Source organism: Sphingomonas natans (assembly GCF_030546695.1).
GTDB lineage: Bacteria > Pseudomonadota > Alphaproteobacteria > Sphingomonadales > Sphingomonadaceae > Sphingomonas_I > Sphingomonas_I natans.
This window is the reverse complement of the sequence record NZ_JAUOTP010000011.1, coordinates 143,239-169,145: the sequence shown is the minus strand read 5'-3', so window position 1 is coordinate 169,145 and position 25,907 is coordinate 143,239. Positions and strand designations below refer to the sequence as shown.

General features: G+C 66.8%; 26 protein-coding genes. 22 read left to right on the top strand and 4 right to left on the bottom strand.

Features of this window, described 5'->3' with window-relative positions:
• Positions 1 to 10 precede the first annotated feature (10 nt).
• The 4 genes from Q4F19_RS20040 (at position 11) to Q4F19_RS20025 (ending at position 2,913) form a co-directional block, all read left to right on the top strand.
• On the top strand, positions 11 to 745 hold the full coding sequence (locus Q4F19_RS20040) for a SufD family Fe-S cluster assembly protein (protein ID WP_303546407.1): 735 nt from the start codon (positions 11 to 13) through the stop codon (positions 743 to 745).
• Positions 746 to 849: 104 nt separating this feature from the next.
• Positions 850 to 2,037, top strand: a complete 1,188-nt coding sequence (locus Q4F19_RS20035) for an aminotransferase class V-fold PLP-dependent enzyme (protein ID WP_431312437.1) — start codon at positions 850 to 852, stop codon at positions 2,035 to 2,037.
• A complete protein-coding gene (locus Q4F19_RS20030; protein ID WP_303546405.1) occupies positions 2,034 to 2,513 on the top strand; it encodes an SUF system Fe-S cluster assembly protein in 480 nt (159 codons plus the stop codon). Before Q4F19_RS20035 ends, Q4F19_RS20030 begins: the two co-directional genes overlap by 4 nt.
• Positions 2,514 to 2,559: 46 nt before the next feature.
• Complete coding sequence (locus Q4F19_RS20025) at positions 2,560 to 2,913, top strand: HesB/IscA family protein (protein WP_303546403.1); 354 nt, start codon at positions 2,560 to 2,562, stop codon at positions 2,911 to 2,913.
• Between the two features lie 8 nt (positions 2,914 to 2,921).
• Here Q4F19_RS20025 and Q4F19_RS20020 read toward each other — a convergent pair whose 3' ends face one another.
• Positions 2,922 to 5,222 carry a S8 family peptidase gene (locus Q4F19_RS20020; RefSeq protein ID WP_303546401.1) on the bottom strand — a complete coding sequence of 767 codons (2,301 nt, stop codon included), beginning with the start codon at positions 5,220 to 5,222 and terminating at the stop codon, positions 2,922 to 2,924.
• An 83-nt stretch (positions 5,223 to 5,305) separates the two neighbouring features.
• Between Q4F19_RS20020 and Q4F19_RS20015 the strand changes: the two genes are divergently transcribed.
• The 8 genes from Q4F19_RS20015 (at position 5,306) to Q4F19_RS19980 (ending at position 14,050) form a co-directional block, all read left to right on the top strand.
• Positions 5,306 to 5,971 (top strand): pyrimidine 5'-nucleotidase, encoded by a 666-nt coding sequence (locus Q4F19_RS20015; RefSeq protein WP_303546399.1) that lies wholly within the window; start codon positions 5,306 to 5,308, stop codon positions 5,969 to 5,971.
• A gap of 6 nt (positions 5,972 to 5,977) precedes the next feature.
• Complete coding sequence (gene dapD, locus Q4F19_RS20010) at positions 5,978 to 6,799, top strand: 2,3,4,5-tetrahydropyridine-2,6-dicarboxylate N-succinyltransferase (RefSeq protein ID WP_303546397.1); 822 nt, start codon at positions 5,978 to 5,980, stop codon at positions 6,797 to 6,799.
• A gap of 89 nt (positions 6,800 to 6,888) precedes the next feature.
• Positions 6,889 to 8,187, top strand: coding sequence for a pyruvate dehydrogenase complex dihydrolipoamide acetyltransferase (locus Q4F19_RS20005; RefSeq protein WP_303546395.1), 1,299 nt, complete (start codon positions 6,889 to 6,891; stop codon positions 8,185 to 8,187).
• Positions 8,188 to 8,243: 56 nt separating this feature from the next.
• Positions 8,244 to 8,585 (top strand): acyl-CoA thioesterase, encoded by a 342-nt coding sequence (locus Q4F19_RS20000; RefSeq protein ID WP_303546464.1) that lies wholly within the window; start codon positions 8,244 to 8,246, stop codon positions 8,583 to 8,585.
• A gap of 1 nt (position 8,586) precedes the next feature.
• A complete protein-coding gene (lpdA, locus tag Q4F19_RS19995) occupies positions 8,587 to 9,987 on the top strand; it encodes a dihydrolipoyl dehydrogenase (protein WP_303546393.1) in 1,401 nt (466 codons plus the stop codon).
• 6 nt (positions 9,988 to 9,993) lie between these two features.
• A complete protein-coding gene (locus Q4F19_RS19990; RefSeq protein ID WP_303546392.1) occupies positions 9,994 to 11,481 on the top strand; it encodes a hypothetical protein in 1,488 nt (495 codons plus the stop codon).
• Between the two features lie 36 nt (positions 11,482 to 11,517).
• Complete coding sequence (locus Q4F19_RS19985; protein ID WP_303546390.1) at positions 11,518 to 12,501, top strand: cation diffusion facilitator family transporter; 984 nt, start codon at positions 11,518 to 11,520, stop codon at positions 12,499 to 12,501.
• A gap of 31 nt (positions 12,502 to 12,532) precedes the next feature.
• Positions 12,533 to 14,050 carry a glycosyltransferase family protein gene (locus tag Q4F19_RS19980; protein WP_303546388.1) on the top strand — a complete coding sequence of 506 codons (1,518 nt, stop codon included), beginning with the start codon at positions 12,533 to 12,535 and terminating at the stop codon, positions 14,048 to 14,050.
• A 6-nt stretch (positions 14,051 to 14,056) separates the two neighbouring features.
• Here Q4F19_RS19980 and Q4F19_RS19975 read toward each other — a convergent pair whose 3' ends face one another.
• The 3 genes from Q4F19_RS19975 to Q4F19_RS19965 form a co-directional block, all read right to left on the bottom strand.
• Positions 14,057 to 15,190, bottom strand: a complete 1,134-nt coding sequence (locus Q4F19_RS19975) for a glycosyltransferase family 2 protein (protein WP_303546386.1) — start codon at positions 15,188 to 15,190, stop codon at positions 14,057 to 14,059.
• Between the two features lie 121 nt (positions 15,191 to 15,311).
• Entirely contained in the window at positions 15,312 to 16,001 is a 690-nt protein-coding gene (locus tag Q4F19_RS19970; RefSeq protein WP_303546384.1) for a COG3904 family protein, read from the bottom strand.
• Positions 15,998 to 16,552 carry a hypothetical protein gene (locus Q4F19_RS19965; RefSeq protein ID WP_303546382.1) on the bottom strand — a complete coding sequence of 185 codons (555 nt, stop codon included), beginning with the start codon at positions 16,550 to 16,552 and terminating at the stop codon, positions 15,998 to 16,000. The genes Q4F19_RS19970 and Q4F19_RS19965 overlap by 4 nt, the downstream gene beginning before the upstream one ends.
• 140 nt (positions 16,553 to 16,692) lie before the next feature.
• Between Q4F19_RS19965 and Q4F19_RS19960 the strand changes: the two genes are divergently transcribed.
• The 10 genes from Q4F19_RS19960 (at position 16,693) to Q4F19_RS19915 (ending at position 25,907) form a co-directional block, all read left to right on the top strand.
• The gene (locus Q4F19_RS19960) at positions 16,693 to 17,943 is read left to right on the top strand and encodes a hypothetical protein (protein WP_303546380.1); all 1,251 of its coding nucleotides are present in this window, start codon (positions 16,693 to 16,695) and stop codon (positions 17,941 to 17,943) included.
• Positions 17,944 to 18,200: 257 nt separating this feature from the next.
• Complete coding sequence (gene rpsL, locus Q4F19_RS19955; RefSeq protein WP_056426693.1) at positions 18,201 to 18,572, top strand: 30S ribosomal protein S12; 372 nt, start codon at positions 18,201 to 18,203, stop codon at positions 18,570 to 18,572.
• Positions 18,573 to 18,643: 71 nt separating this feature from the next.
• On the top strand, positions 18,644 to 19,114 hold the full coding sequence (gene rpsG, locus Q4F19_RS19950; RefSeq protein WP_303546375.1) for a 30S ribosomal protein S7: 471 nt from the start codon (positions 18,644 to 18,646) through the stop codon (positions 19,112 to 19,114).
• A gap of 82 nt (positions 19,115 to 19,196) precedes the next feature.
• Positions 19,197 to 21,272: an elongation factor G gene (gene fusA, locus Q4F19_RS19945; RefSeq protein WP_303546373.1), complete on the top strand. Its 2,076-nt coding sequence runs from the start codon at positions 19,197 to 19,199 to the stop codon at positions 21,270 to 21,272.
• Positions 21,273 to 21,377: 105 nt separating this feature from the next.
• A complete protein-coding gene (locus tag Q4F19_RS19940) occupies positions 21,378 to 21,953 on the top strand; it encodes a Uma2 family endonuclease (RefSeq protein ID WP_303546371.1) in 576 nt (191 codons plus the stop codon).
• A gap of 227 nt (positions 21,954 to 22,180) precedes the next feature.
• A complete protein-coding gene (gene tuf, locus Q4F19_RS19935) occupies positions 22,181 to 23,371 on the top strand; it encodes an elongation factor Tu (RefSeq protein ID WP_303546369.1) in 1,191 nt (396 codons plus the stop codon).
• A 131-nt stretch (positions 23,372 to 23,502) separates the two neighbouring features.
• Complete coding sequence (rpsJ, locus tag Q4F19_RS19930; protein WP_171743360.1) at positions 23,503 to 23,811, top strand: 30S ribosomal protein S10; 309 nt, start codon at positions 23,503 to 23,505, stop codon at positions 23,809 to 23,811.
• Between the two features lie 299 nt (positions 23,812 to 24,110).
• Positions 24,111 to 24,971: a 50S ribosomal protein L3 gene (gene rplC, locus Q4F19_RS19925; protein ID WP_303546365.1), complete on the top strand. Its 861-nt coding sequence runs from the start codon at positions 24,111 to 24,113 to the stop codon at positions 24,969 to 24,971.
• A gap of 2 nt (positions 24,972 to 24,973) precedes the next feature.
• Entirely contained in the window at positions 24,974 to 25,600 is a 627-nt protein-coding gene (gene rplD, locus Q4F19_RS19920) for a 50S ribosomal protein L4 (RefSeq protein WP_303546363.1), read from the top strand.
• Positions 25,593 to 25,907 (top strand): 50S ribosomal protein L23, encoded by a 315-nt coding sequence (locus Q4F19_RS19915; RefSeq protein WP_303546361.1) that lies wholly within the window; start codon positions 25,593 to 25,595, stop codon positions 25,905 to 25,907. The genes rplD and Q4F19_RS19915 overlap by 8 nt, the downstream gene beginning before the upstream one ends.

The following is a 25,907-nucleotide window of genomic DNA, read 5'->3' as shown; positions in this document are numbered from 1 at the left end:
AGGATCGACGGTGACCGCGCTTCCCACCAAGCGCGACGAGACGTGGCGCTACAGCGATCTGGAGGCGGTCGCGCGCGTCTGGCCGGTGGCGACGCATGCGCACGTCGTACCGGCTGGCGAAACGCTGGCGCTGCCGATCCTGCTCGACGCTGCTGACGATGCGGTAACGATCGAAGATCATGAGATCGAGATCGGCGCGAGCGCGCAGGCGATCGTCCATGTCGCGATCACGAGTGGCAGGCTCGGCCGCGTGTTCGTCAAGGTGCGGCTCGCGGAAGGCGCGCATTTCGAACTGACCGGCGCGATCGTCGGCGGCGGCAGCGACACGCACGAGATCGTCACCCGCGTCACCCATGCCGAGCCGAATGCGACGAGCGCGCAGACCGTGCGCATCGTGCTCGGCGGCCAGGCGACCGGTTCCTATCTCGGCAAGGTCGCGGTCGCGCGCGACGCGCAGAAGACCGACGCGACCCAGTCCGCCAAGGCAATGCTGCTCGCGCGCACCGCCACCGCCAATCTCAAGCCCGAACTCGAAATCTATGCCGACGACGTGAAGTGCGCGCATGGCGCCACGGTCGGAGAACTCGACGCGCAGGCGCTCTTCTATCTCGCCGCGCGTGGCATCCCGCCAGCCGAGGCCAAGGCCCTGCTGCTGCGCGCGTTCGTCGGCGGGCTGTTCGAGGGCACGCCGGACGAGACGCGCTTCGACGCGGCGATCGATGCTGCATTGGAGAAGATGCTGTGACGGCTCCTGCTGTTCCGTTCGTGCTGAGCGAAGTCGAAGCACGGGCTCCTGGCGATCCGCTGCTGGCACGCCCTTCGACTTCGCTCAGGGCGAACGGGGAAGCCTTGGATTTGCTGCAGGATTTTCCGGCGATCCCCGCGGGCTGGGCCTATCTCGATACCGCCGCGACCGCGCAGAAGCCGCAGATCGTGATCGACGCCATCGCCGCCGCGTACGGCGAAACCTACGCGACCGTGCATCGCGGAGTCTATCAGCGCTCGGCGGACATGACGCTGGCCTATGAGGCAGCACGCGAGCGCGTGGCGCGGTTCATCGGCGCGGGTTCGTCGGCCGAGATCGTCTATGTCCGCGGCGCGACCGAGGCGATCAATCTCATCGCGCAATGCTGGGGCGGCACGGTCCTCAAGCCCGGCGACCGCATCCTGCTCAGCCAGCTCGAACATCATTCCAATATCGTGCCGTGGCAGATGATCGCCGAGCGCACCGGCGCGCTGATCGACGTCGCCCCGCTCACCGCCGATCATTGCATCGATCTCGACGCGGTCGAGGCGATGCTGACGCCGCAGCACAAGCTCGTCGCGCTCGCGCACGTCTCGAACGTGCTCGGTTCGGTGCTCGACGTGAAGCGCGCCGCCGATCTCGCGCATGCGGTCGGCGCGAAATTGCTCGTCGATGGCTGCCAGGCGGTCGCGCGCTTGCCCGTCGATGTCACCGCGCTCGGCTGCGACTTCTACGTCTTCTCCGGCCACAAGCTCTATGGCCCGACCGGCATAGGCTGCCTGTGGGCGCGGCCCGAACTGCTGGAGGCGATGCCGCCTTATCAGGGCGGCGGCTCGATGATCGACAAGGTGTCGTTCGCGAAAACGACCTATGCCCCGCCGCCGACGCGGTTCGAAGCGGGCACGCCGCACATCGTCGGCGCGCTCGGGCTGCATGCCGCGATCGACTATGTCGAGAGCATCGGCCTCGACGCGATCCACGCGCACGAGACCGCTCTGGTGCGTCAGACGCGCGAGGCGCTGTCGGCAATGAACAGCGTGACCCTGTTCGGCCCCGAGGATTCGGCGGGAATCGTGTCCTTCGCGATTCACGGGGTGCATCCGCACGACGTCGGTACCATCTTGGATGAAGGCCGGGTGGCGATCCGCGCGGGCCATCATTGCGCGCAGCCCTTGATGGAGGCGCTGGGCGTGCCGGCGACGGCGCGGGCGAGCTTCGGGGTCTATAACGGGCCGGCGGACGTGGACGCGCTGGTCAAGGGTATCGAGCGGGTAAGGCGGATTTTCGGATGAGCGACGACAACAAATTCCCGTTCGAGGTGGAAGAGGTCGATGCCGTGACCCCGCCGCCCAAAGCGCGCGTCGAGGATGCTGCGCCGACCGCCGAAACCGCTACGGAACGCCCGCGCGATTATCTGGCGGGCTTCCTCGCAGAGAAGCCCGTGCCGCTGGCCGGCGGCGAGCCGGGCAGCGCGCTTTACGACGGCGTGATCGATGCGCTGAAGGACATTTTCGATCCGGAGATCCCGGTGAACATCTACGATCTCGGGCTGATCTACGGGGTCGACATCGCCGATGCGCATGCGGTCGTGACGATGACGCTGACCACGCCCAATTGCCCCGTCGCCGAATCGATGCCGGGCGAGGTCGAGATGCGCGTCGGCGCGGTGCCGGGCATCGGCTCGGCCGAAGTGAATCTCGTCTGGGATCCGCCGTGGGATCCGCAGAAGATGTCGGACGAGGCCAAGCTCGAACTGGGCATGCTGTGAACGCCGATCAAAGTGATACTTTGATCGGGGCAGAAGGAAGACAATGATGGCGACGATTGCCCGTGCCCGCCCCGCCGCGCTCACGCTGACACCCTCGGCCGAGGCGCGTATCGCCGAACTGATGGGGCAGGCGCCCGAGGGCGCGGTCGGCGTCAAGCTGTCGACCCCGCGGCGCGGCTGCTCGGGCCTCGCTTACTCGGTCGATTACGTGACCGAGGCCGATCCGTTCGACGAGAAGATCGTAACCCCCGGCGGCGACTTCTACGTCGACGCCGGCTCGGTCCTCTATCTGATCGGCTCGACGATGAACTGGGTCGACGACGATTTCACCGCGGGCTTCGTGTTCGAAAATCCGAACGCCAAGGGCAGCTGCGGCTGCGGCGAGAGCTTCACGGTCTAGCTCAGGCTCTAGAAGCCCAGATTGTAGCGCAGCCCCGCGCCGAGATCGTCGGGCGCGGCGGCGATATTGCCCGGCTGGCGGCGCCAGAACAGGTTCGTCTCCAGCCAGCCCTCGCCCAGGCGCAGGCCGGCATTGGCCTCGACGTCGCTCTCCCGGCCCTTCGGCGCCAGGCCGATGAAGCGCGTCTCATAGCCGATCGCGCCGGTCGTATAATCGTAGCTCGTCGGCACGATCAGCCCGAGACCGCCGCCCGTCACCCGCGTCGGCAGCGCCAGCCGCAGGCCGATCCGGTTGGTCGCCCCCTCGCGAACCAGGCCCAGCGACGCCGCCATGCTGCGCAGATCGGCAGAGGCGAGCACGCCGCCTTCTGTCCCTTCCGTCCAGCTCCGGCGGACGCCGCCATTGGCCGACCATCCCCGGCCGAGATCGAGCTTCGCGTCCATATCGATGAAGCGCGTCGTTGCGCCGCCCGCGCCGAGAGCTGGCGCGAGCCGCGCGCCGAGCAGGCTGTGCGCCTCGCGCAGTGTCCCCAGATAGCCGTTCATCAGCAGCCGCCCGACACGACGGCCGAGGCCGACGCGCATCTGCGCATAGCTCGGCTCCAGCGTGTCGGTCGGCAGCGCGCGCGCCATCCGGCCCTGTTCGGCCTCCATATGGAAATCGATGCCGCCGTCCGATCGCCGCACCGCGAGCGCGAATTGCGGACGGCGCGCCATGTCCGTGGCGGTCGCGGGCGATCGGGCCGAGAGGAAGCTGCCCTCGCCGGCGGACGGGTCGAGCCGCGAGGCGAGCGAGGCGGCGCCTTCGCCGAAGGCCATGCCCGTCGCGAAGCCGGGACTGAACCGGCTGACGATCGCGCCCGAGCTCGGCCGGATGCGCTGCTCGTTGCCGGCGAGGCCGCGCTGCGCGAAGCCCGTCCAGGGCTCGTCGGCGAAGCGGCGCGCGACGGTCGTCGCGACCGAGACCGCGCCCAGATCCGTGTTCTGCGTCAGCAGATCGGTGCGCAGGCCATCGCGCAGCGGACGGCCAGCGCCGGTGCGGATCGTGCGGCCGGACAGGCCCATTTCGAACGCGCGGCCATAGCTGTCGAGGATGATCGCAGAGCCGAGCGACGAAGGCGTCAGGCTGGAATCGCCCATCGCCGGGGACAGGACGGTCGTGTCGGTGGACGAGACCGGCACCGCGCTGCCGGCGAGGCTGGCGGTGCCGATCGGCTGGAAGGCCTTTGCTAGATTGAGCAGCCCGCGGCCATAGACGTCGTCCGTGCCCGCCGCGCCCGCATCGGTCGCGCTCTTGTAGAGGATGTCGACGACCTGCGCCGCGGTCAGGCTCGGAAACGCCTGTTCGATCAGCGCGACCGCGGCGGCGATGCCCGGCGTCGAGAAGCTCGTTCCCGAATAGAGATAGGCTTCGCCATTCTGGTTGAACGCGCGGACGCGTTCGCCGAGCGCGGTCAGGTAGAATTGGCCGAAGGTGCCGGCGCGATCGGAGAAGCTCGATATCGCGCCCGTCGCGTCGTGCGAGCCGGCGATGATCACCAGCCCGCTTGTGCCCTGCGCGGCGGCGACCTGCGCGAAAGCATCGGGGCTGGCATTGCCGTCGTTTCCGGCGGCAACGACGACGATGATCCCTGCGGCCGTCGCGCGCTGGATCGCGGTGGTGAGCATGCCGTTCGCGGCCGATCCGCCGAGCGAGAGATTGATGACCTTGGCGCCGTTGGTGCGCGCATAATCGATCGCGCTGGCGAGCGACGAATCGCCGAATTTGCAGCCGTCGGTCGTGCCGCAGGTACCGGTCGTATCGGCGCGAAGGGCAAGTACGGTCGCGCCCCAGGCAATGCCCTGGACGTCGGATCCGTTGCGCGCGGCTGCGGCGATCGCGCTGATCGCGGTGCCGTGCCCGTCGACATCGGTGACGCTCGTATTGCCGCCGAAGGCGCGGCTCGCGGTCGAGAGTCTGCCGCTGAATTCGGAGCCGACCGTGGCGATGCCGGTATCGACGACCGCAATCGTGACGCCCGTACCGTTCGATCCGGCATTGTAGGCGGTGACCGCGCCGATGTCGGTCGCGCCGTTCGATCGCCGATATTCGGCATCGTCGTAATTTGCCGCCGGAATGGCGACGGTCGGGTTGGTGACCGTCGGAGTGACGACTGTGGGCGTCACGGTCGGCGTCGTGGTGGTTGGGGTCGTCGTGGTGGGTGTCGGCGTCGAGCCGACACCACCCCCTCCGCCGCCGCCGCAACCGGCGAGCAACGCCAGCGGCGCCGCCGCGAGACACATCCGTGCCTTCATCCCCCTGCTCGACATGCCAATCCTCTACGCCCCGTTTACCATAAGGAAGCCCCGCCATATTGCCTGAGTATTGCGAGAGGGTTAGCAGCGGCCGCCTCATGCTCCCCGCGCTCGCCCATATCGACAGCTGGATCTTCGATCTGGACAACACGCTGTATCCGGCGTCGTCCGATCTGTTCGGGCTGATCGACCAGCGCATGACCGACTATGTCGCGCGCACCGCGGGCATCGATCGCGACGCCGCCTACCAGCTCCAGAAAGTGCTGTTTCGCGAGCATGGCACGACCTTGTCGGGGCTGATGACGCTGCACGACGTGGACCCGCATCACTTCCTGGCCGACGTCCACGCGATCGAGATGGACGTGCTGGCCGAGGATCGCCGGCTGATCGATTCGATCGCCGCTCTGCCCGGACGGAAACTCATTTTCACGAACGGCGACGAAACTTATGCGCGCCGCGTGCTCGAACGAATCGGTCTGTCCGAGGCGTTCGAGGCGATCCACGACATCCACGCCTGCGCCTATCGGCCCAAGCCGAGCGCGCACTCTTACGAGTCGATGATCGCCGCTTTTGGGGTCGATCCCCGGCGGGCGCTCTTCGCCGACGACATGGCCCGCAACCTCACGCCGGCGCATGCGCTGGGCATCACCACGCTCTGGATCGACAACGGATCCGAGCAGGTCGGCGATCTGGGCGCGGGCGAGGGGATCGATTATCGGACCGCCGATCTGGGCGCCTGGCTCGCCGACATACTGAAGGACTGACACGATATGAGCACGCAGCTTGCCGCGGTCATCGACGCCGCCTGGGAGGCGCGCGACACGCTCTCCCTCTCGACGCAGGGCGAGGTCCGCGACGCGGTCGAGTCGGCGATCGCCGGGCTGGATGCGGGCGAGTATCGCGTCGCCGAGAAGGTCGCGAACGCCTGGACCGTCAATCAGTGGCTCAAGAAGGCCGTCCTCCTGTCGTTCCGGCTTAACGACAATGCGGTCGTCGGCGCGGATGCGGGCGGCCCGGCCTTCGACAAGGTGCCGCTCAAATGGGCCGGCTGGGGCGACAATCGCTTTCGCGAGGCGGGCTTCCGCGCCGTGCCGGGCGCGGTCGCGCGCTCGGGCGCCTTCATCGGCAAGGGCTGCGTGCTGATGCCGAGCTTCGTCAATATCGGCGCCTATGTCGGCGAGGGCACGATGGTCGATACGTGGACGACGGTCGGCTCCTGCGCGCAGATCGGCCGGAACGTGCACCTCTCGGGCGGCGTCGGCATCGGCGGCGTGCTGGAGCCGCTTCAGGCCGATCCGGTGATCATCGAGGACAATTGCTTCATCGGCGCGCGATCGGAAGTGGCCGAGGGCGTCATCGTCGAGGAGGGCGCGGTCCTCTCGATGGGAGTCTATCTCGGCGCCTCGACCAAGATCGTCGATCGCGCGACGGGCGAGATTGTGATCGGGCGCGTGCCCTCTTACTCGGTCGTGGTCCCCGGCACGCTGCCGGGCAAGGATGGCGGGCCGGGCCTCTATTGCGCGGTGATCGTCAAGCGCGTCGATGCGCAGACCCGCTCGAAGACCGGCATCAACGAACTGCTGCGTGATTGAGACTTAGTCTGTCCCGCCGCCGCTGACCCTTGACCGTCCCGCCCCGAAATCCGAAAGGGGGCGCCTTCCCGCCAGCCACGAGTTTGCCGATGCCCATCGAAATCAAGATGCCCGCGCTCTCCCCGACCATGGAAGAGGGGACGTTGGCCAAGTGGCTCGTGAAGGAAGGCGACACGGTCCAGTCCGGCGACATCCTCGCCGAGATCGAGACCGACAAGGCGACGATGGAATTCGAGACGATCGACGAAGGCGTCGTCACCAAGCTGCTCGTCGCCGAAGGCGCGGACGGCGTGAAGGTCGGCACGGTGATCGCGATCATCGCCGCAGAGGGCGAAGATGCCTCGGCGCCGGCGCCCACGGCGGCCGCCAAGCCGGCCGCCCCGAAGGCGGAGGCTCCCCAGGCCGACGCGCCGAAGGGCGAAGCCGCGCCCGCAAAGGCGGAGGCCCCCAAGGCGGCGCCCGCGCCGGCGGGCGACGGCAGCCGCGTGAAGGCGAGCCCGCTCGCCCGCCGTCTGGCCGAGCAGCAGGGTGTCGATCTCGGCGCGGTCAGCGGCTCCGGGCCAAACGGTCGGATCGTGAAGTCGGATCTCGCGGGCAAGGCCGGCGGTGCGCCTGCCGCCAAGCCCGAAGCCGCCGCTCCCGCAGCGCCGGCCGCGAAACCGGCCCCCGCGCCGGCTCCCGCCGTCGCGCCCGAGGGCATCCCGGCCGAGACGGCCAAGCTTTCGAACATGCGCAAGGTCATCGCGCGCCGCCTGACCGAATCGAAGCAGACCGTCCCGCACATCTACCTGACGGTCGATATCAATCTCGATGCGCTGCTGAAGCTGCGCGGCCAGCTCAACGACGGGCTCGCCTCGCGCGGCATCAAGCTCTCGGTCAACGATCTGCTGATCAAGGCGCAGGCCGTGGCGCTGATGGAAGTCCCCGCCTGCAACGTGATGTTCGGCGGCGATACTTTGACCTCGTTCAAGCGCGCCGACATCTCGGTCGCGGTCTCGATCCCCGGCGGTCTCATCACCCCGATCATCGCCGGCGCGGACATCAAGCCCGTCTCGCTGATCGCCACCGAGATGAAGGACCTCGCCGAGCGCGCGCGCGACGGCAAGCTCCAGCCGCACGAATATCAGGGCGGCACCGCCAGCCTGTCGAACATGGGCATGTTCGGGATCAAGCAGTTCGAGGCGGTCATCAATCCGCCGCAGGCGATGATCCTCGCGATCGGCGCGGGCGAGAAGCGGCCTTATGTGGTGGGCGACAGCCTCCAGATCGCAACGATCATGAGCGCGACCGGCAGCTTCGATCACCGCGCGATCGATGGCGCGGACGGCGCCAAGTTCATGGCGGCGTTCAAGCGGCTCGTCGAAGCGCCGCTGGGCATGCTGGCTTGAGCGAAGGCGAACCGACCGAACCGCCGGAGGGGCAGCCCGCGATCCGCGTGGTCGCGATGCCGGCGGACACCAACCCCTATGGCGACATCTTCGGCGGCTGGCTGCTCAGCCAGATGGACAGCGCCGCCGGCACCGTCGCCGCGCTGCACAGCAAGGGTCGCGCCGTGACGATCGCGGTGGACGGCATGACCTTCCACCGCGCGGTCAAGATCGGCGACGTGATCTCGGTCTATGCCGAGGTCGTCTCGTCCGGGCGCAGCTCGATGAAGATCGATGTCGCCGCCTGGAGTCGCAAGCGCGCGTCGCAAGACACATATCGGGTGACGCACGCGACGTTCACCTTCGTCGCAATCGATGAAGACGGGCGACCCCGCCCGCTGACGCATGGAGCTAACTGACGTGGCCGACGCCTTCGATCTCATCGTTCTCGGTTCCGGCCCCGGCGGCTATGTCGCGGCGATCCGCGCGGCGCAGCTCGGCCTCAAGACGGCGATCGTCGAGCGCGAACTGCTTGGCGGCATCTGCCTCAACTGGGGCTGCATCCCGACCAAGGCGCTGCTGCGCTCGGCCGAAATCTACCATTATATGAGCCACGCCAAGGATTACGGCCTGGTCGCCGACGGGATCAGCGCGGATATCGCCGCGGTCGTGAAGCGCTCGCGCGGCGTCGCCAAGCAGCTCAATCAGGGCGTCACGCACCTGATGAAGAAGAACAAGGTCACCGTGTTCATGGGCACGGGCAAGCTGGCCGGCAAGGGCAAGCTCAGCGTCACCGGCGCCGACGGCAAGACGACCGAGCTCGAGGCGAAGAACATCATCGTCGCCACGGGCGCGCGCGCGCGCGATCTGCCCAACCTGCCCGCCGATGGCGAGAAGGTCTGGACCTATCGCCACGCCATGACGCCCAAAGAGATGCCGACGAAGCTGCTCGTCATCGGCTCGGGGGCGATCGGCATCGAATTCGCCAGCTTCTACAATGACATGGGCGCCGAGGTGACCGTGGTCGAGATGCTCGACCGGATCGTCCCCGTCGAGGATGCCGATATCTCCGCGCATCTCGAAAAGGCGCTCAAGAAGCAGGGCATGACGATCCTGACCGGCGCGAAGATCGACACGATCTCCGCCGACGCATCGGGCGTGAAGGCGACGATCACGACGAAGGACGGCAAGGCGAGCGACGGCCAGTATAGCCACGTCATCGTCGCGATCGGCATCGTCCCCAACACCGCCGATATCGGCCTGAAGGAATTGGGCGTCGCGGTCGACGATCGCGGCTTCCTCAAGACCGATGCGACCTGCAAGACCAATGTCGAGGGGCTGTACGCGATCGGCGACATCACCGCGCCGCCCTGGCTCGCGCACAAGGCCAGCCATGAGGGCGTGATCGCGGTCGAGGCGATCGCCGGCCTGCATCCGCATGCGATGGACCCGCTCAACATACCGGGCTGCACCTATTGCCACCCGCAGATCGCGTCGGTCGGCCTCACCGAGGCGAAGGCGCGCGACGCCGGCTACGAAGTGAAGGTCGGCAATTTCCCCTTCATCGGCAACGGCAAGGCGATCGCGCTCGGCGAGCCCGAGGGCTTCGTGAAGACCGTCTTCGACGCGAAGACGGGCGAGCTGCTCGGCGCGCACATGATCGGCGCCGAGGTCACCGAGATGATCCAGGGCTATACGATCGGCAAGACGCTCGAGACGACCGAGGCCGAGCTCATGGAGACGGTCTTCCCGCATCCGACGATCAGCGAAACCATGCATGAGTCCGTGCTGTCGGCCTATGGCCGTCAGCTCCACATGTAAGCGGACATGATCGACGGGATCCGCGCGACGACGGTGAAGGCGCGGTCCACGGGGGCGGGAGCGGCGCGCGCGATTGCGATCGCCGCCGCCTTGCTCTGCCTTGCGACGCTGGCGGCGCGCTGGCCGGGCGTCGCGATGTACGACAGCATCTCGCAATATGAACAGGCGACCAGCGGCGATTTCTTCGATTGGCACCCGCCGATCATGGCGCGCACCTGGGCGCTGCTGATCCATATCTGGCCGGGCACCGCGCCCTTCCTGATCCTGCAGGTGGCCTTGTGGTGGGGCGGGCTCGGTCTGCTTGGCGCGGCTCTTGCGCGCACGGGCAAGGCGAAAGCGGCGTCGGCAGTGCTCGTCGTCGGCGCGCTGCCCCTGTTCGTCGGCTGGGACACGGTCGTGCTGAAAGACGCGCAGCTTGCCTCGTGCCTCGTCGCCACTATGGGTCTCGCCGCGCATTTCCGCTTCACCGGAGGTGCCATTCCCCGCTGGGCGGTGGCGGCGATCCTCGTCCTGCTCGTCTATGCGACGCTCGTGCGAGGGAATGCCGTGTTCGCGACCGTACCGCTGGCGCTCGCTCTGTTCGGCTGGCTCGGCGTGCGTCGCTGGTGGATGCGGGGCGCGCTGACGCTCGGGCTCATCTTGGCCGTGCTCGTCGTCGGCCCGTCGATCAACCACCATCTGCTCGGCGCGCGCGCCTCGAAGGTCGAGCGCGCTCTGCCGCTCTACGACATCGCCGGGATCGCGCATCAGGCGGGCCTCCCGACCGTCGCGGGCGCGACCGAGCAGGCGTGGCGCGAGGGCGAGCGCAAGGGCTGCTACACCCCCTATTTCTGGAATCCTTATGGGATGCCGACGCAATGCGAGTCGCTCGGCGACAGCGTCGCCTTCGATGCGGTGAGCGGCGCGCCGCTGATGCGCGCGTGGATCACCTTGGTCGCGACGCACCCGATCGCCTGGGCCGAGCATCGCCTGCGCCACTTCAACTCGAACATCCGCTTCCTCGTCGGCCGCGGCCAGAGCGATGCCGCGCCGCCCGCCGGCTCCGAGAAGAATGACGACGGCCTCGGCGCGCCGCCGAGCGGCGCCGGGCGGGCTTTGGTTACCGCCGCATCCTGGATGGCGGCGACGCCGCTCGGCTGGCCCTTCGCCTGGCTGGCGCTCGCGCTCGCTCTGCTCGGAGCGATCCGCGACGTGCGCGCGCCGATCGCGGCGCTGGGCGCGACGCTCGCCTTCTCGGCGCTGGTGATGGGCGCGAGCTATGCGCTCGTCAGCATCGCCAGCGATCTGCGCTATCACCTCTGGTCGATGCTCGCGACCGCGCTGGCGCTCGTGCTGCTGGTCGCCGCCGATGCGCTCGACCGGCGCAAACTCCGCGCCGGGCTCGTCGTCGTGGCGATCCTGTGCCTGATCGGCGTCGCCGCGCGTATTGTCCTGCCGACAGAGCCTTATCCCTATCCGGTCGAGGGCAAGCTTTCCGGTTCGACCATAGCCTGAGCCCGCCGCCGTGGCGCGGGCTCCAACGATTGCGGGATGAACGGACAGGTGGCGACGCAGAGCGACAAAGGCGGCAAGCTCGTCCTCTATGCGGCCTTGTCCGCCAATCTCGGCATCGCCGTCGCCAAGTTCGTCGCGGCGGGGATCAGCGGCTCTTCGGCGATGCTCACCGAAGGCGTCCATTCGGTCGTCGACAGCCTCAACCAGATCCTTCTGCTCTATGGCCAGAAGAGCAGCCGCAAGCCCGCCGACGAAGTCCATCCGTTCGGCTATGGCCGCGAACTCTATTTCTGGAGCTTCGTCGTCGCGATCCTGATTTTCGCGGTCGGCGCGGGCCTCTCGATCTACGAGGGCATCCTCCACATGCTCGATCCGGTCGCGATCGAGAATCCGCTGATCAACTATGTCGTGCTCGGCGTCAGCTTCGTGCTGGAGGGCGGATCGTGGCTGCTCGCAGTGCGCGAATTCGCCAAGACCAAGGGCGATCAGGGCTGGTGGGAGGCGGTGCGCCGATCGAAGGACCCGCCCTCCTTCATGGTGATGTTCGAGGATTCGGCGGCGATGTTCGGCCTCGTCGTCGCGGGCGTCGGCGTGACGCTCGCGATCCTCACCGGCAATCCCGCCTGGGACGGCGCCGCCTCGATCGTGATCGGGCTCGCGCTGGCGGTGGTGGCGGCCCTGCTGGCGCGCGAATCGAAGGGGCTGCTGATCGGCGAGCGCGCCGATCCGCGCCTCAGCGCCGCGATCCGCGCCGCCTTCGACGGCCGCCCCGAAGTGACGGCGGTGGGCGAGGTGATGACGCTGCACGCGGCGCCCGATCGGGTGTTCGTCGCCGCCAGCGTCGATTTCGAGGATCATGTCCTTGCGGGAGACGTCGAGCGCCTGATCGCCGAGACCGAGGCGCGGCTGCGCGAAGCCTGGCCGATCATCGGATCGATCTACATCAAGCCGCGCGCCGGGGCGAAGCCGGGCAACCGATCGGGCGCGTCGGGGACACCGGATCGTCCCGCGCGCGGTTGACGCCCGTCTGTACGGGGATCAAGCGGCGCGGGTGAGCGCCTTTCTCTCTTCGGATCGCAATGCGGACGGCCTGCCGGCTGGCCGGAGGATCATCGGCATCAGCCTCGCGCTCGCCTTGCTGCTGCGCCTGCCCTTCGCTTTCTGGGAACTGCTCCATCACCCCGACGAGCTTTGGCAATATCTGGAGCCGGCGCACGGCATCCTGACCGGCCATGCGGTGGTGCCGTGGGAATATCGCGCGGGGATCCGCACCTGGCTGATCCCGAGCATGCTCAGCGTGCCGATGGCGCTGGGCAAGCTGCTGGCGCCCGATACGCTCCATTATCTCCTGCCCGTCCGGCTCGCGCTCGCTTCGTTCTCGCTGTCGATCGTCGGCTTCGGCGCGGCCTTTGCGCTGCGCATCTCGCGCTGGCACGGGCTGGTGACGGGCCTGATGCTCGCCACGTCGTTCGAGCTCGTCTATTTCTCGGATCGCGCGCTGTCGGACAGTATCGCGCCGGCTCTGTTCCTTCCCGGTCTCTGGCTGCTGCTCGTCGATGGCCCGCGTCCGCGCCTGCGCGCTTTGGCGGGCGGCGCCTTGCTGGGCCTGTGCTTCGCGGTCCGCTTCCAGCTCGCGCCGGCGCTGGGCGTCGCGCTGATCGGCGGCTGCTGGCGCGATCGGCGGCTCTGGCTGCCGGCCATCGCCGGCGGGCTGCTCGCACTGGCGGTCGATGGCCTCGTCGATCTCGCGCACGGCGCGGTGCCGCTGCGCTGGATCATCGAGAATGTCCGCATCAATCTCGTCGAACGGCGCAGCGCCGATTACGGCACCGAATCATGGCAGTGGTATCTGCCCAACCAGATCCGCGTCTGGGGCTGGGCGTTCGTGCCCATCCTGGCCTGCGCGATCGTCGGCGCGCGGCGGATGCCGCTGCTCGCGGTCGTCGCGCTCGTCAACGTCGCTGCTCATTCGGCGATTCCGCACAAGGAATATCGCTTCATCTTCCTCAGCGTGGTGCTCGCTCTGGTCCTGGCGGGGATAGGCGCGGCGGACGTCGCCTCGTGGGTCGCGCGGCGCAGGAACGTGGCGAGGCCCGCATTGCTGACCGGCCTGATGCTGATCTGGGTGGCGGCGTCGGTCGCGGTGGCGACGTCCCCGGGGCGGCGCACGTGGAGCAGCAACAAACGCATCATCACGCTGATGCGTGCGGCGCACAACGTGCCCAATGGCTGCGGGCTGGCCTTCCTGCAGCCCCCCGGCGCGCTGGTCGCGGCTTATACTTATTATGATCGCGCGACGCCGATCTACGTCTTCAACCAAGACGATTCGTATCGCGCCGCTTCGCAGCTCGGGAGCGCGTTCAATATGGCGGTGACCTCGCCCGATCGCGCGCACCTGCTCGGCACGCAGTATCGGCTCGTCCGCTGCGTGGCGGGGCGCAAGGATCGCCGCGGCAGCCGCCTGGAGCGGCTGCCGCAAAGCTGCCTGTTCGTCCGGCCCGGCGGGTGCGGCGCGCCGCTCGATCCCCGCTATGGGATCAACGCTGCGCTGGCGCGGCGCGGCGAGTGACGGGATTTACGCGCGGCGCCAGGTGAGGAAGGACGAGGCGGCGTAGTTCCACACCGCCCCCACCGCAGCGCCGGCGAGCCCGCCGATCCACCAGATGCGGCGCTCGTCATAGACCATCTCGCTGATGCCGACCTGCGCGATCGCGCCGATCCCGCAGACGAGCGTGAAGGTCGCGAGCCCGCGCAGCCAGGCGAGGCCACGCAGCCGGCGATCATTGTAGGTCAGCCAGTTGTTCAGCGCGAAATTGAACAGGATCGAAAGCGCGACCGCGGCGGTCTGCGCGGCGCGGAAGGTGAAGCCGGCGCCGTTCAGAAGCATGTCCAGCGCCGCGAGATTGACGATCAGGCCCACCGCGCCGACCGCGAGGAACAGGATCATCCGCGCCGGCACCGCGCCGTGCGTGATCTTGTCGACGAGCAGCAGCAGATATTCGAGCGCGACCATCGAATCGAGCTTGCTCGCGCCGGCCTGCCGCGACCGGAACGTATAGGGCACCTCGGCCACCGCCAGCGGCTGCGGAGAGGAAGCGAGCAGATCGAGCAGCACCTTGAAGCCGACGCCCGACATGTGCGGCACGGCGGCGAGCACTGCCTCGCGGCGCACGACGAAGAAACCGGACATCGGATCGGACACGCGGGTCTGCGTGATCGCGGCGGCGAGGCGCGTGGCGATCTCGCTCTTGCGGACGCGCGATTTGTCCCATTCGCCCGTCGATCCGCCATTGGCGTAGCGCGTGCCGACCGCGATGTCGGCGCCGGCCAGGACCGCATCGTGGAGGCGCGGCAGGATCGCCTCGTCATGCTGCATGTCGGCGTCGATCGCCGCGACGACGGGCGCGGTCGTGGCCATCATGCCCTCGATGATCGCAGTCGAAAGCCCGCGCCGGCCGTGGCGGCGGATCAGGCGGATATCGCGGCGATGGCGGGCGAGCGTCTCGATCTCGCCCTGCGTCCCGTCGGTCGATCCGTCATCGACGAAGATCGCCTCCCATTCGCGCCCGGCAAGCGCGCGGTCGAGTGCGGCGAGCAACGGCGCGACATTGTCGCACTCGTTGAGCGTGGGGATGATGACGGCCAAAGCCAGCGGGCGAAGCTCGACGGGCGCAAAAGGGCGCGTCGGAAGGCGAAGCGGAGCGTTCATGGCCGCAATCTCTATGAGCCGGTTTGCTTAACGATTGCCGAATGAGGCGCCACGTAGCTCGGATGTTGCAGTACCGGGCCGGGTGGTACGACGGAGGGAGCCGCGCGCGCGGCCGTTCGCGTCAGCGAACGTTGGCGACGTTGTAGCGGAACAGCTCGTCCTGCGTGAGACAGCGGCGAGTCGAACCGTCGCCCCCGCCGGACACCGCCTTCTGGCGGTACATGATCTCGGTCAGCAATTTTCGCGAAACGCCCATGCGGATCAGAAAATCATTGTCCTCGCTGGCGAGGAGCGCCGATCCCTGCTCGACATCGCCGATGACCGAGACGGCCTCTTTATAGCCGCGCTGCGCCTCGGCCGCGATCACGCCGCCGTCGCCGGTAAAGGTGAACATGTGGACGATGAACAGCCCGCCCGGCTCCACCGCGCGGATCGGCCCGCCCATGAACAGGAAATTGCACGCCGAGAAGCACGCCCAGCCCGCAGGGATCCGCGTCGGAATCCCCGCCTTGCGGACCACCAGCCCCGCTCTGTTGCCGGCCTCGGCATCGCCGCCCGGCGAGCGGACGACGATCTCGTCGATCGGCTTGGATCTCTCGATCGCGGCCTGCAGCCGGGTGGCGACATCGGCATCGATCCGCCCTTCGGCGAACAGGATCGTCCGCCCGTCCTTCTTCTCGGGCGTGAACTTCATCGCCGGATAGGAGGACCAGTCCGGATTGAGCGGGCAGGTCGGGTTGCGCGGGTCGATCTGCGCCTGGCCGTGCGCGGCCGTGGCGAGCAGCATCAGCAAAGCGGCGGCGCGCATCATGCCGTCGCGATCGTATAGCCCGATGCGCCCGGCGCGCGGCACATCTTCTTCGGCACGGTCGTCTCCTCGCCCTCGACGATGACGACGTCGGTGACCTGCACGCAGGTCGTGCCGTCCGCTTGCTCGCTGCGCGCCGTCAGCGTCGATTTGCCCGAGACGCCCGCGCGGCTGTCGCTCTTCCATTCCGACGAGGTGCCGATCTCGCCCTCGCGCACCACGGTCTGCGTCGCGGTGGCGGCCTGGCGCTGCTCCTTCTGGTCGAGCCGGCAGGCGACCGCGTCGCTCAGCACGCCCGCCACTTCGGGGATCGGCACGAATTGGGCGAGGCCCGTGCCGCCCAGCGCGCGATTGGTGGCGTTGCCGAACATCTTGCCGACCATCGAGGCACCCTTGCTGCGCTGGCCCTGCTTGCAGGTCCCGCTGCTGTCCGCCGTCGTGGTCGAGGACGAGGCGGGCGGCGTGATCGATCGCAGAAACGAGCCGAACTGCGCCGACCCCGGATCGGCTACGGCAATGGCCGCGAACGCGCAGGCGAAACGAAGCGATCTCACGAGTTCCCACCCCCAATATCGAGCCGTTCTTCCTGCCCCATCGCGGTTCGTGCAAGCAATATCCGTGTTCCGAGATTGACGATAATGGGCCATCCGGCGCATCAATCCGCTTAGTTCACGGCGTTTGAGGGGCGATGCTTGTGAAAATCGGCGGGAAAACCATCGGCTTCGGATCCGCGATCGCATTCGCGGCGGCAGCAGCACCACCCGCCACCCCGCAAAAGGTCACCGGCCCCGTCGCCGTCTATTGGATGAGCGCGGCGACCTCGAGCGGCTTCGGCTTCGGCGGAATGAACGCGAACGGCGGCAAGAAGCCGTCGATGGGGGACATCATGTCGATGATGCGCGGCGGCAGCGGCCGCGCGATCCACCAGCTGGAATTGCAGCTGGGCTCCAGCCTCAAGGCGACAGCGCCCGAGGCGAATCACCTGCCCGGCGTCGGCACGCCGCTCCCGCTGCTGACCCCCGTCCAGGCGCCGGCCTCGACCCCGGAGGAATCGACCGAGACCCAGCCCGAGATCAAGGATCCGCCCAAGGCGCGGATCCTGATCTATTGGGGCTGTGGCGAACATGCCGGGCCGGGGCAGCCTTATGTGCTCGATTTCTCGAAGATCATGGCCGGCCAGGCCCTGCCCAGGATCCCCTATGTCGCGATCCGCCACCAGAATCCGCCGTCGCCGGGCCGCTACGCCACCTATGGCGAATGGCCGAACAGCAAGTCGCGCGACAGGCAGATGCCCGCCAGCCTGCTCGGCGATCACCAGGTGAAGGGCAATTATTCGCCCGACATCAAGTTCACGCTGCCGCCGGGGCAGGATTATATGCCGCCGCTGCTGCTCGATGCGGCGGGCAAGAGCCCGGCCGGCGGCACGATCCTGAAGTGGCAGGCGATCCCGAGCGCGACGGGCTATTTCGCGACCTTGTTCGGCGCGTCCGGCGAAAGCGGGGGCGATGGCACAACCACGATCGTGATGTGGAGCTCCAGCGCGGTCGAGACCTTCGCCGGCGGCGGGCTGCTCGATTATCTAGCGCCCGGCGAGGTCAGGCGCCTGATCGGCCAGAAATTGATCATCCCGCCGAGCACCACCCAGTGCACCGTGCCGGTCGAGGTGGCGACCGCGGCGAAATCGGGGATCGTCTCGATGATCGCATATGGCGACGAGGCCAATTTCGCCGATCCGCCGCGCCCGGCCGATCCGAAGATGCCGTGGAACATCAGCTGGACCACCAAGGTCCGCTTCAAATCGACGACGGGCCTGATCCTCGGGATGCCGGGCGGCGCAATAAGCGCGGAGGCCGATGAGGCGCGGCCGCAACAGCAGGAACAGCCGCCGAAGAAAAAGAAGGGCGGCCTGTTCGATACGCTGAAGGGCGCGGTCAGCCCGTTCTGATTCGCGCCGCGCGGGGCGGCGGGGCCGGCGCCGCGTGACTCCGGTTGACCGTTCGCACCCCCGTGACTATAGGCCGCCACCGTCCGAAGCCGGTTTCCGGCCTCGGGTGCATGAACATTGCCGTTGCTTGCGCAGGCACCAAGACGATCGGAACCGATCGGCTGGGGCCTTCCGTGCATTTCGTCGATCTGCGGCGCCATCCAGCGCGAAGCGGGCGGGCGAACGGCAAAGTAACCCTATGAAAGGTGAAGGCTTCAATGCCGACGATTAACCAGCTGATCCGCAAGGGTCGCGAACCGCAGAAGGCCAAGTCCAAGGTCCCTGCGATGGAGCAGAACCCGCAGAAGCGCGGCGTCTGCACCCGCGTGTACACGACGACCCCGAAGAAGCCGAACTCGGCTCTGCGCAAGGTGGCCAAGGTCCGCCTGACCAACCAGCGCGAAGTCATCAGCTACATCCCGGGCGAGGGCCACAATCTGCAGGAGCACTCGGTGGTGCTGATCCGTGGCGGTCGCGTTCGCGATCTTCCCGGCGTCCGCTATCATGTGCTGCGCGGCGTGCTCGACACCCAGGGCGTCAAGAACCGCAAGCAGTCCCGCTCCAAGTACGGCGCCAAGCGTCCGAAGTAAGCCGGTCGGCCCGGCGCGCAGGCGCCGGCCAGTTCGACCATTCAGGCTGAAGAATTGAAAAGGAAGATCAGATGGCACGTCGTCGTCGTCCCGAGAAGCGCATCATCCTGCCGGATCCCAAATACGGCGATGAGATCCTCTCGAAGTTCATGAATTCCGTCATGCTCGACGGCAAGAAGTCCGTCGCCGAGGGCATCGTCTATACGGCGCTCGAGACCGTCGAGACCCGCGCCAAGCGCGAGCCGATCGGCGTGTTCCATGACGCGCTCAACAACATCCGCCCGGGCATCGAGGTCCGCAGCCGCCGCGTCGGCGGCGCGACCTACCAGGTTCCGGTCGAGGTTCGCCCCGAGCGCAGCCAGGCCCTGGCGATCCGCTGGCTGATCACCGCGGCGCGCGGCCGTTCGGAGCACACCATGTCGGCACGCCTGTCGGGCGAGCTCATGGATGCGGCGAACAACCGCGGCAACGCGGTCAAGAAGCGCGAAGACACGCACCGCATGGCGGAAGCGAATCGCGCGTTCAGCCATTACCGCTGGTAAGGCTGGAACTCTCCGCACCCTGACCTATATCGTGGGGAGCCGGCTCGTCGCTTGCTCCCCACATCGCTAAGGAAGTTCCGAAATGGCCCGCAGCCATCCGCTCGACATGTATCGCAACATCGGCATCATGGCCCACATCGATGCCGGCAAGACGACCACGACCGAGCGAATCCTCTACTACACCGGCAAGTCCTACAAGATCGGCGAGGTCCATGAGGGCACCGCGACGATGGACTGGATGGAGCAGGAGCAGGAGCGCGGGATCACGATCACGTCGGCTGCGACGACGTGCTTCTGGAACGATCACCGCATCAACATCATCGACACGCCAGGCCACGTCGACTTCACGATCGAAGTCGAGCGTTCGCTGCGCGTGCTCGACGGCGCGGTCGCCTGCTTCGATGGCGTGGCCGGCGTCGAGCCGCAGTCCGAGACGGTCTGGCGCCAGGCCGAGAAGTATCACGTCCCGCGGATGTGCTTCGTCAACAAGCTGGATCGCACCGGCGCGAGCTTCGAGCGCTGCGTGGAGATGATCAAGGATCGTCTCGGCGCGCGGCCCGCCGTCTTGTATCTGCCGATTGGCATCGAGGGCGGCTTCAAGGGCCTCGTCGATCTCGTCGAGAATCGCGCGATCATCTGGCTCGAGGAGTCGCTGGGCGCGAAGTTCGAATATCAGGACATCCCCGCCGATCTGGCCGATGCCGCCGCGACTGCTCGTTCCGAGCTGATCGAGATGGCCGTCGAGCAGGACGACGATCTGATGGAAGCGTATCTGGAGGGCACCGAGCCCACCGTCGCGCAGCTGAAGGCGCTGATCCGCAAGGGCACGCTGAACTTCTCGTTCGTCCCCGTCCTGTGCGGCTCGGCGTTCAAGAATAAGGGCGTGCAGCCTCTGCTCGACGGCGTCGTCGATTATCTGCCGTCGCCGCTGGACATCAAGGACGTCGAGGGCCTCAAGCTCGACGGCGAGACGCCGGATTCGCGCCCGCCGCGCGACGATGCGCCGATGTCGGCGCTCGCGTTCAAGATCATGAACGATCCCTTCGTCGGCACCCTGACCTTCGCCCGCATCTATTCGGGCAAGATGGACACGGCCTCGGTCGTGCTCAATTCGGTCAAGGACAAGAAGGAAAAGGTCGGGCGCATGCTGCTCATGCATGCCAACAGCCGCGAGGACATCCAGGAAGCCTTCGCCGGCGACATCGTCGCGCTCGCGGGCCTCAAGGACACCACGACCGGTGACACGCTCTGCGCGCAGAACGCTCCGATCATCCTCGAGCGGATGGAATTCCCCGAGCCCGTGATCGAGCTGTCGGTCGAGCCCAAGACGAAGGCTGATCAGGAGAAGATGGGCGTCGCGCTCAATCGCCTGGCGCGCGAGGATCCGTCGTTCCGCGTGTCTTCGGACAATGAGAGCGGCCAGACGATCATCAAGGGGATGGGCGAGCTCCATCTCGAGATTCTCGTCGATCGCATGAAGCGCGAGTTCAAGGTCGAGGCGAATATCGGCGCCCCGCAGGTCGCGTATCGCGAGTCGCTGGGTAAGAAGGTCGACGTCGACTATACGCACAAGAAGCAGTCGGGCGGCTCGGGCCAGTTCGGCCGCATCAAGATGACGGTCGAGCCGGGCGAGCGCGGCCAGGGCGTCGTCTTCAAGGACGAGGTCAAGGGCGGCAACATTCCGAAGGAATATATTCCGTCGGTCGAGAAGGGCATTCGCGAGATCGCCGCGACGGGCTCGAAGATCGGCTTCCCGATCATCGATTTCACCGCGACGTTGACCGACGGTGCCTACCATGACGTCGATTCGTCGGCGCTGGCGTTCGAAATCTGCGCCCGCGGCGCGATGCGCGAAGCGGCCCAGAAGTCGGGCATCAAGATCCTCGAGCCGATCATGAAGGTCGAGGTCGTGACGCCGGAAGATTATCTCGGCGACGTCATCGGCGATCTCAACAGCCGTCGTGGCCAGATCCAGGGCACCGACACGCGCGGCAACGCGCAGGCGGTCGAGGCGACGGTGCCGCTCGCGAACATGTTCGGCTATGTGAACCAGCTCCGCTCGTTCACGCAGGGCCGCGCGCAGTACACGATGCAGTTCTCGCATTATGACGAAGTCCCCGCGAACGTCGCGGAAGAGGTCGTCGCCAAGCTGGCGTAATTGCTTCTTACTTAGCTGCTACACGTCGAGAGGCCCGTCCCTGTCCGGGGGCGGGCCTTTCTTTTGCCGGCTTGCACGATACTCGGTCAGGCATAAGCTGATCTGATGACCAGCTCTCTCCGTGTCGTCACGTCGCCCGAGCGCGTTTGGCTGAGCGTTGAGAACTTCCTGCTGCTCAACGACAATGGTGCGTTCGCCGCCTATACGAAGACCGAGCTGATCGACGGTGAGGTTACGGGCGTGAACGCGCATTATAGCGAGCATGCACGCCCCAAGAGCCGCCTGATCGTCGCGCTGGTCACTCGGCTTGAGCAGATGGGCAGCGACCTCGATGTGCTCAGCTCGGTTTCGGTTCGCGTGAACGATGACAGCATGCCGGCGCCCGACATCGTGCTGACCCGTTACCGTGGTGACGGCGCGGTTCCCGTCGAGTCGGTCGCGCTCGTGGTGGAGGTCTCGGACACTACGCTGGACAGGGATCTCGGCCGCAAGTCCGATCTCTATGCCGCCGCCGGCATCCCCGAATATTGGGTTCTGGACCTGAAAGAGCGGCGCATGCTGATGCACGAGCATCCGGATGCCGACGGCTATCACGGGCAATTGGATGTGCTGCTCGGCGAGACCCTATTCTCTGCTACCATCGAGGGCTTGGAGATCGACAGCGCCGGACTCGTCGAGTGACCTTAACTCTGTGCCGAAAGCGGTCCGCCCCCTTGCCTCCCGCTGTCACAAACCCAAATAAAGGCTAGCGCGCCTTGGCCACACCCGCTAAAGGCGCGCCTTCGCAGGGGGCTGGGCGGTAACGTCCGGCTTCTTGTGTTTCAGGGGATTCCTTATCCCCGTTCCAGATCACATCACGTTCACGCGGCCCGCCGGCATATTGGGCGGCGCGCTGTAGAGGGAAGAACATGGCGAAGGCGAAATTTGAGCGGACGAAGCCGCACTGCAACATCGGCACCATCGGGCACGTCGATCACGGCAAGACGTCGCTGACCGCCGCCATCACCAAGATCCTGGCCGAAACCGGCGGCGCGACCTTCACGAGCTACGACAACATCGACAAGGCTCCCGAGGAGCGTGAGCGCGGCATCACGATCTCGACCGCCCACGTCGAGTATGAGACGCTGGCGCGCCACTATGCGCACGTCGATTGCCCGGGCCACGCCGATTATGTGAAGAACATGATCACGGGTGCGGCGCAGATGGACGGCGGCATCCTCGTCGTCTCGGCGACCGACGGCCCGATGCCGCAGACCCGCGAGCACATCCTGCTCGCACGTCAGGTCGGCGTGCCGCAGCTCGTCGTGTTCATGAACAAGGTCGATCTGGTCGACGACGCCGAGATCCTCGAGCTCGTCGAGCTCGAGATCCGCGAGCTGCTCTCGTCGTATGATTTCGACGGCGACAACATCCCCGTCATCCCGGGTTCGGCCAAGGCCGCGCTCGACGGCGTGAACGAGGAACTCGGCCGTGGCGCCATCCTGAAGCTCATGCAGGCGGTTGACGAGTTCATCCCGCAGCCGGAGCGTCCGCTGGACAAGCCCTTCCTGATGCCGATCGAGGACGTGTTCTCGATCTCGGGTCGCGGTACGGTCGTCACCGGCCGCGTCGAGGCCGGCATCGTCAAGGTCGGCGAGGAAGTCGAGATCGTCGGCCTCAAGGACACGCGCAAGACCGTCGTCACCGGCGTCGAGATGTTCCGCAAGCTGCTCGATTCGGGCCAGGCCGGCGATAACATCGGCGCGCTGGTTCGCGGCGTCGGCCGTGAAGAGGTCGAGCGTGGCCAGGTTCTCTGCAAGCCCGGCTCGATCAAGCCGCACACCGAGTTCGAATCGGAAGTGTATGTGCTCTCGAAGGAAGAGGGTGGCCGTCACACGCCGTTCTTCGCCAACTATCGTCCGCAGTTCTACTTCCGCACGACCGACGTGACGGGCGAAGTGAAGCTGCCGGAGGGCACCGAAATGGTGATGCCCGGCGACAACGTGAAGCTCGGCATCAAGCTCATCGCGCCGATCGCGATGGAGCAGGGTCTGCGCTTCTCGATCCGCGAAGGCGGCCGCACCGTCGGCGCCGGGGTTGTCAGCTCGATCACCGCATAATATAGGCGCCAGCCTTGAAGCCGCCCGGCTCTCGCAAGAGAGTCGGGCGGTTTGCATTTTATGAGAGGTCGCGACGCTACCCCCGAGCGGGTGTGGTGGCCGGCCCAGGCTCTTTCGCATCGGTAGGTATCATGGACAGCAATATCCGCATTCGCCTGAAGGCGTTCGATCATCGTATTCTCGATCAGGCGACCGGCGAGATCGCCGACACCGCCCGCCGCACCGGCGCGCTGACCCGTGGCCCTATCCCCCTGCCGACGCGGATCGAGAAGTTCACCGTCAACCGTGGCCCGCACATCGACAAGAAGAGCCGCGAGCAGTTCGAGGTCCGCACTTACAAGCGCCTGCTCGATATCGTGCAGCCGACGCCGCAGACGGTCGACGCTTTGATGAAGCTCGATCTCGCCGCGGGTGTTGATGTCGAGATCAAGTTGGCGTAAGGCGCTGACATTCGCTGGCCAGGTGATTCCATCCGGCCAGCGCTTTTAGTTTCCCGCCTGGTGCTCGCACCGCGGTCGAAGCAGAAAGCAAGGATACCGAACGGACTGACCCGCAAGGGGATGACCGTTGCCTGCGTCCCCGCTTTCGACATTTCGGTGATCCGTCGCCGCTTTGTTGAACATGGCCCTGGCGGGGCGCGCAGTTTCATTTGGGCAGGGGCTTCGCGGCGACGTGGGGCCCTTTTCGTTGGCAAGCTCCCGGCTTCGGTCTGGAGCCTCTGTTGTGGAAGGGATGGATCATGCGCACAGGCGTGATCGCTAAGAAGATGGGGATGACCCGGTTGTTCCAGGACGATGGGCGCCACGTGCCCGTCACGGTCCTGCAGCTGGAGAGCGTCCAGGTTATCGCGCGCAAGGATGTCGAGTCCGATGGCTATGTCGCCGTCCAGCTCGGTGCCGGCACCGCGAAGGCCAAGAATGTTTCCAAGCCGCAGCGCGGCCACTTCGGCAAGGCCGAGGTCGAGCCCAAGGCGTATGTCGCCGAGTTCCGCGTGACCGAGGACAATCTCCTCGATGTCGGCGCGACGCTCTCGGCCGAGCATTTCGTCGCCGGCCAGTATGTCGACATTTCCGGCAAGACGCAGGGCAAGGGCTTCCAGGGCGGCATGAAGCGCTGGGGCTTCGGCGGTCTGCGCGCCACCCACGGCGTCTCCGTCTCGCACCGTTCGCTCGGTTCGACCGGTCAGCGCCAGGATCCGGGCAAGGTCTTCAAGAACAAGAAGATGGCCGGTCACATGGGTGACAAGCAGCGCACCCAGCAGAATCTGGAAGTCGTCCGCACGGACGCCGAGCGCGGCCTGCTCTTCATCAAGGGTTCGGTTCCGGGCTCGAAGGGTGGCTGGCTGCTCGTAAAGGACGCGGTCAAGGAGCCGGCGCACGCCGACGCGCCGCTGCCCGCAGGCCTGTGGACCGGCAAGGCCGTTCACGAAGCAGCGCCGGCCGGCATGGTCGAGCCGGGCGCCGTGCACGAGCTTCCGCCTTTGCCGGGTGCCGACGAAGTCGCAGCCGGCGTGGCCGCGGCGGATGTCGCGATCGCGCATGACGCCGAAGTCGCTGCCGTGGAGCAGCAGGCTCCCGACACCGACGGCAAGGAGGGCTGATCATGAAGATTCAGGTCAAGAACCTCGACGCGGCGGCAGCCGGCGACATCGAGCTTAACGACGACGTGTTCGGCCTCGAGCCGCGCGCCGACATCCTTCACCGGGTCGTCACCTGGCAGCTCGAGAAGCGTCGCGGCACCGCCCGCGGCACGCGCGAGCGCGCCGATGTCGCACGCTCGGGCAAGAAGCTCGGCAATCAGAAGGGCGGCGGTACCGCCCGTCACGGCGATCGTCGCGCTCCGGTGTTCATCGGCGGCGGCAAGGCGCACGGCGCCCGCGTCCGCGATTTCAATCCGGGCCTCAACAAGAAGGTCCGTGCGCTCGGTCTGCGGATGGCGCTCTCGGCGAAAGCCAAGGACGGCAGCCTGATCGTGCTGGACGGCCTCGACGTCGCCGACGGCAAGACCAAGGCGCTGATCGGTCAGCTCGCCAATCTCGGCTTCGGCACGAAGACCCTGGTGATCGACGGTGAGGCGCTGAACGTCTCGTTCGCGCGGGCCTCGGCCAACATCAAGGGCATCAATCTGCTGCCCGCGATCGGCGCCAACGTCTACGATATCCTGAAGCATGACACGCTGGTGCTCACCCGCGCCGCTGTCGAGAAGCTGGAGGCGCGCTTCAATGGCTAAGCAGCAGAAGGGCGCGATCGACATCCGTCATTACGACGTGGTGCTCGCTCCGCACATCACCGAGAAGTCGACCTTGCTCTCCGAGCATAATGCGGTCGTCTTCAAGGTCGCCAACGATGCGACCAAGCCCGAGATCAAGGCGGCCGTCGAGGCGCTGTTCGGCGTGACGGTGACGGGCGTGAACACGATCGTCACCAAGGGCAAGACCAAGAAGTGGAAGGGCCAGCCCTACAAGCGTTCGGACGCCAAGAAGGCGATCGTGACGCTGGCGGACGGCCAGTCCATCGACGTGACGACGGGGATCTGA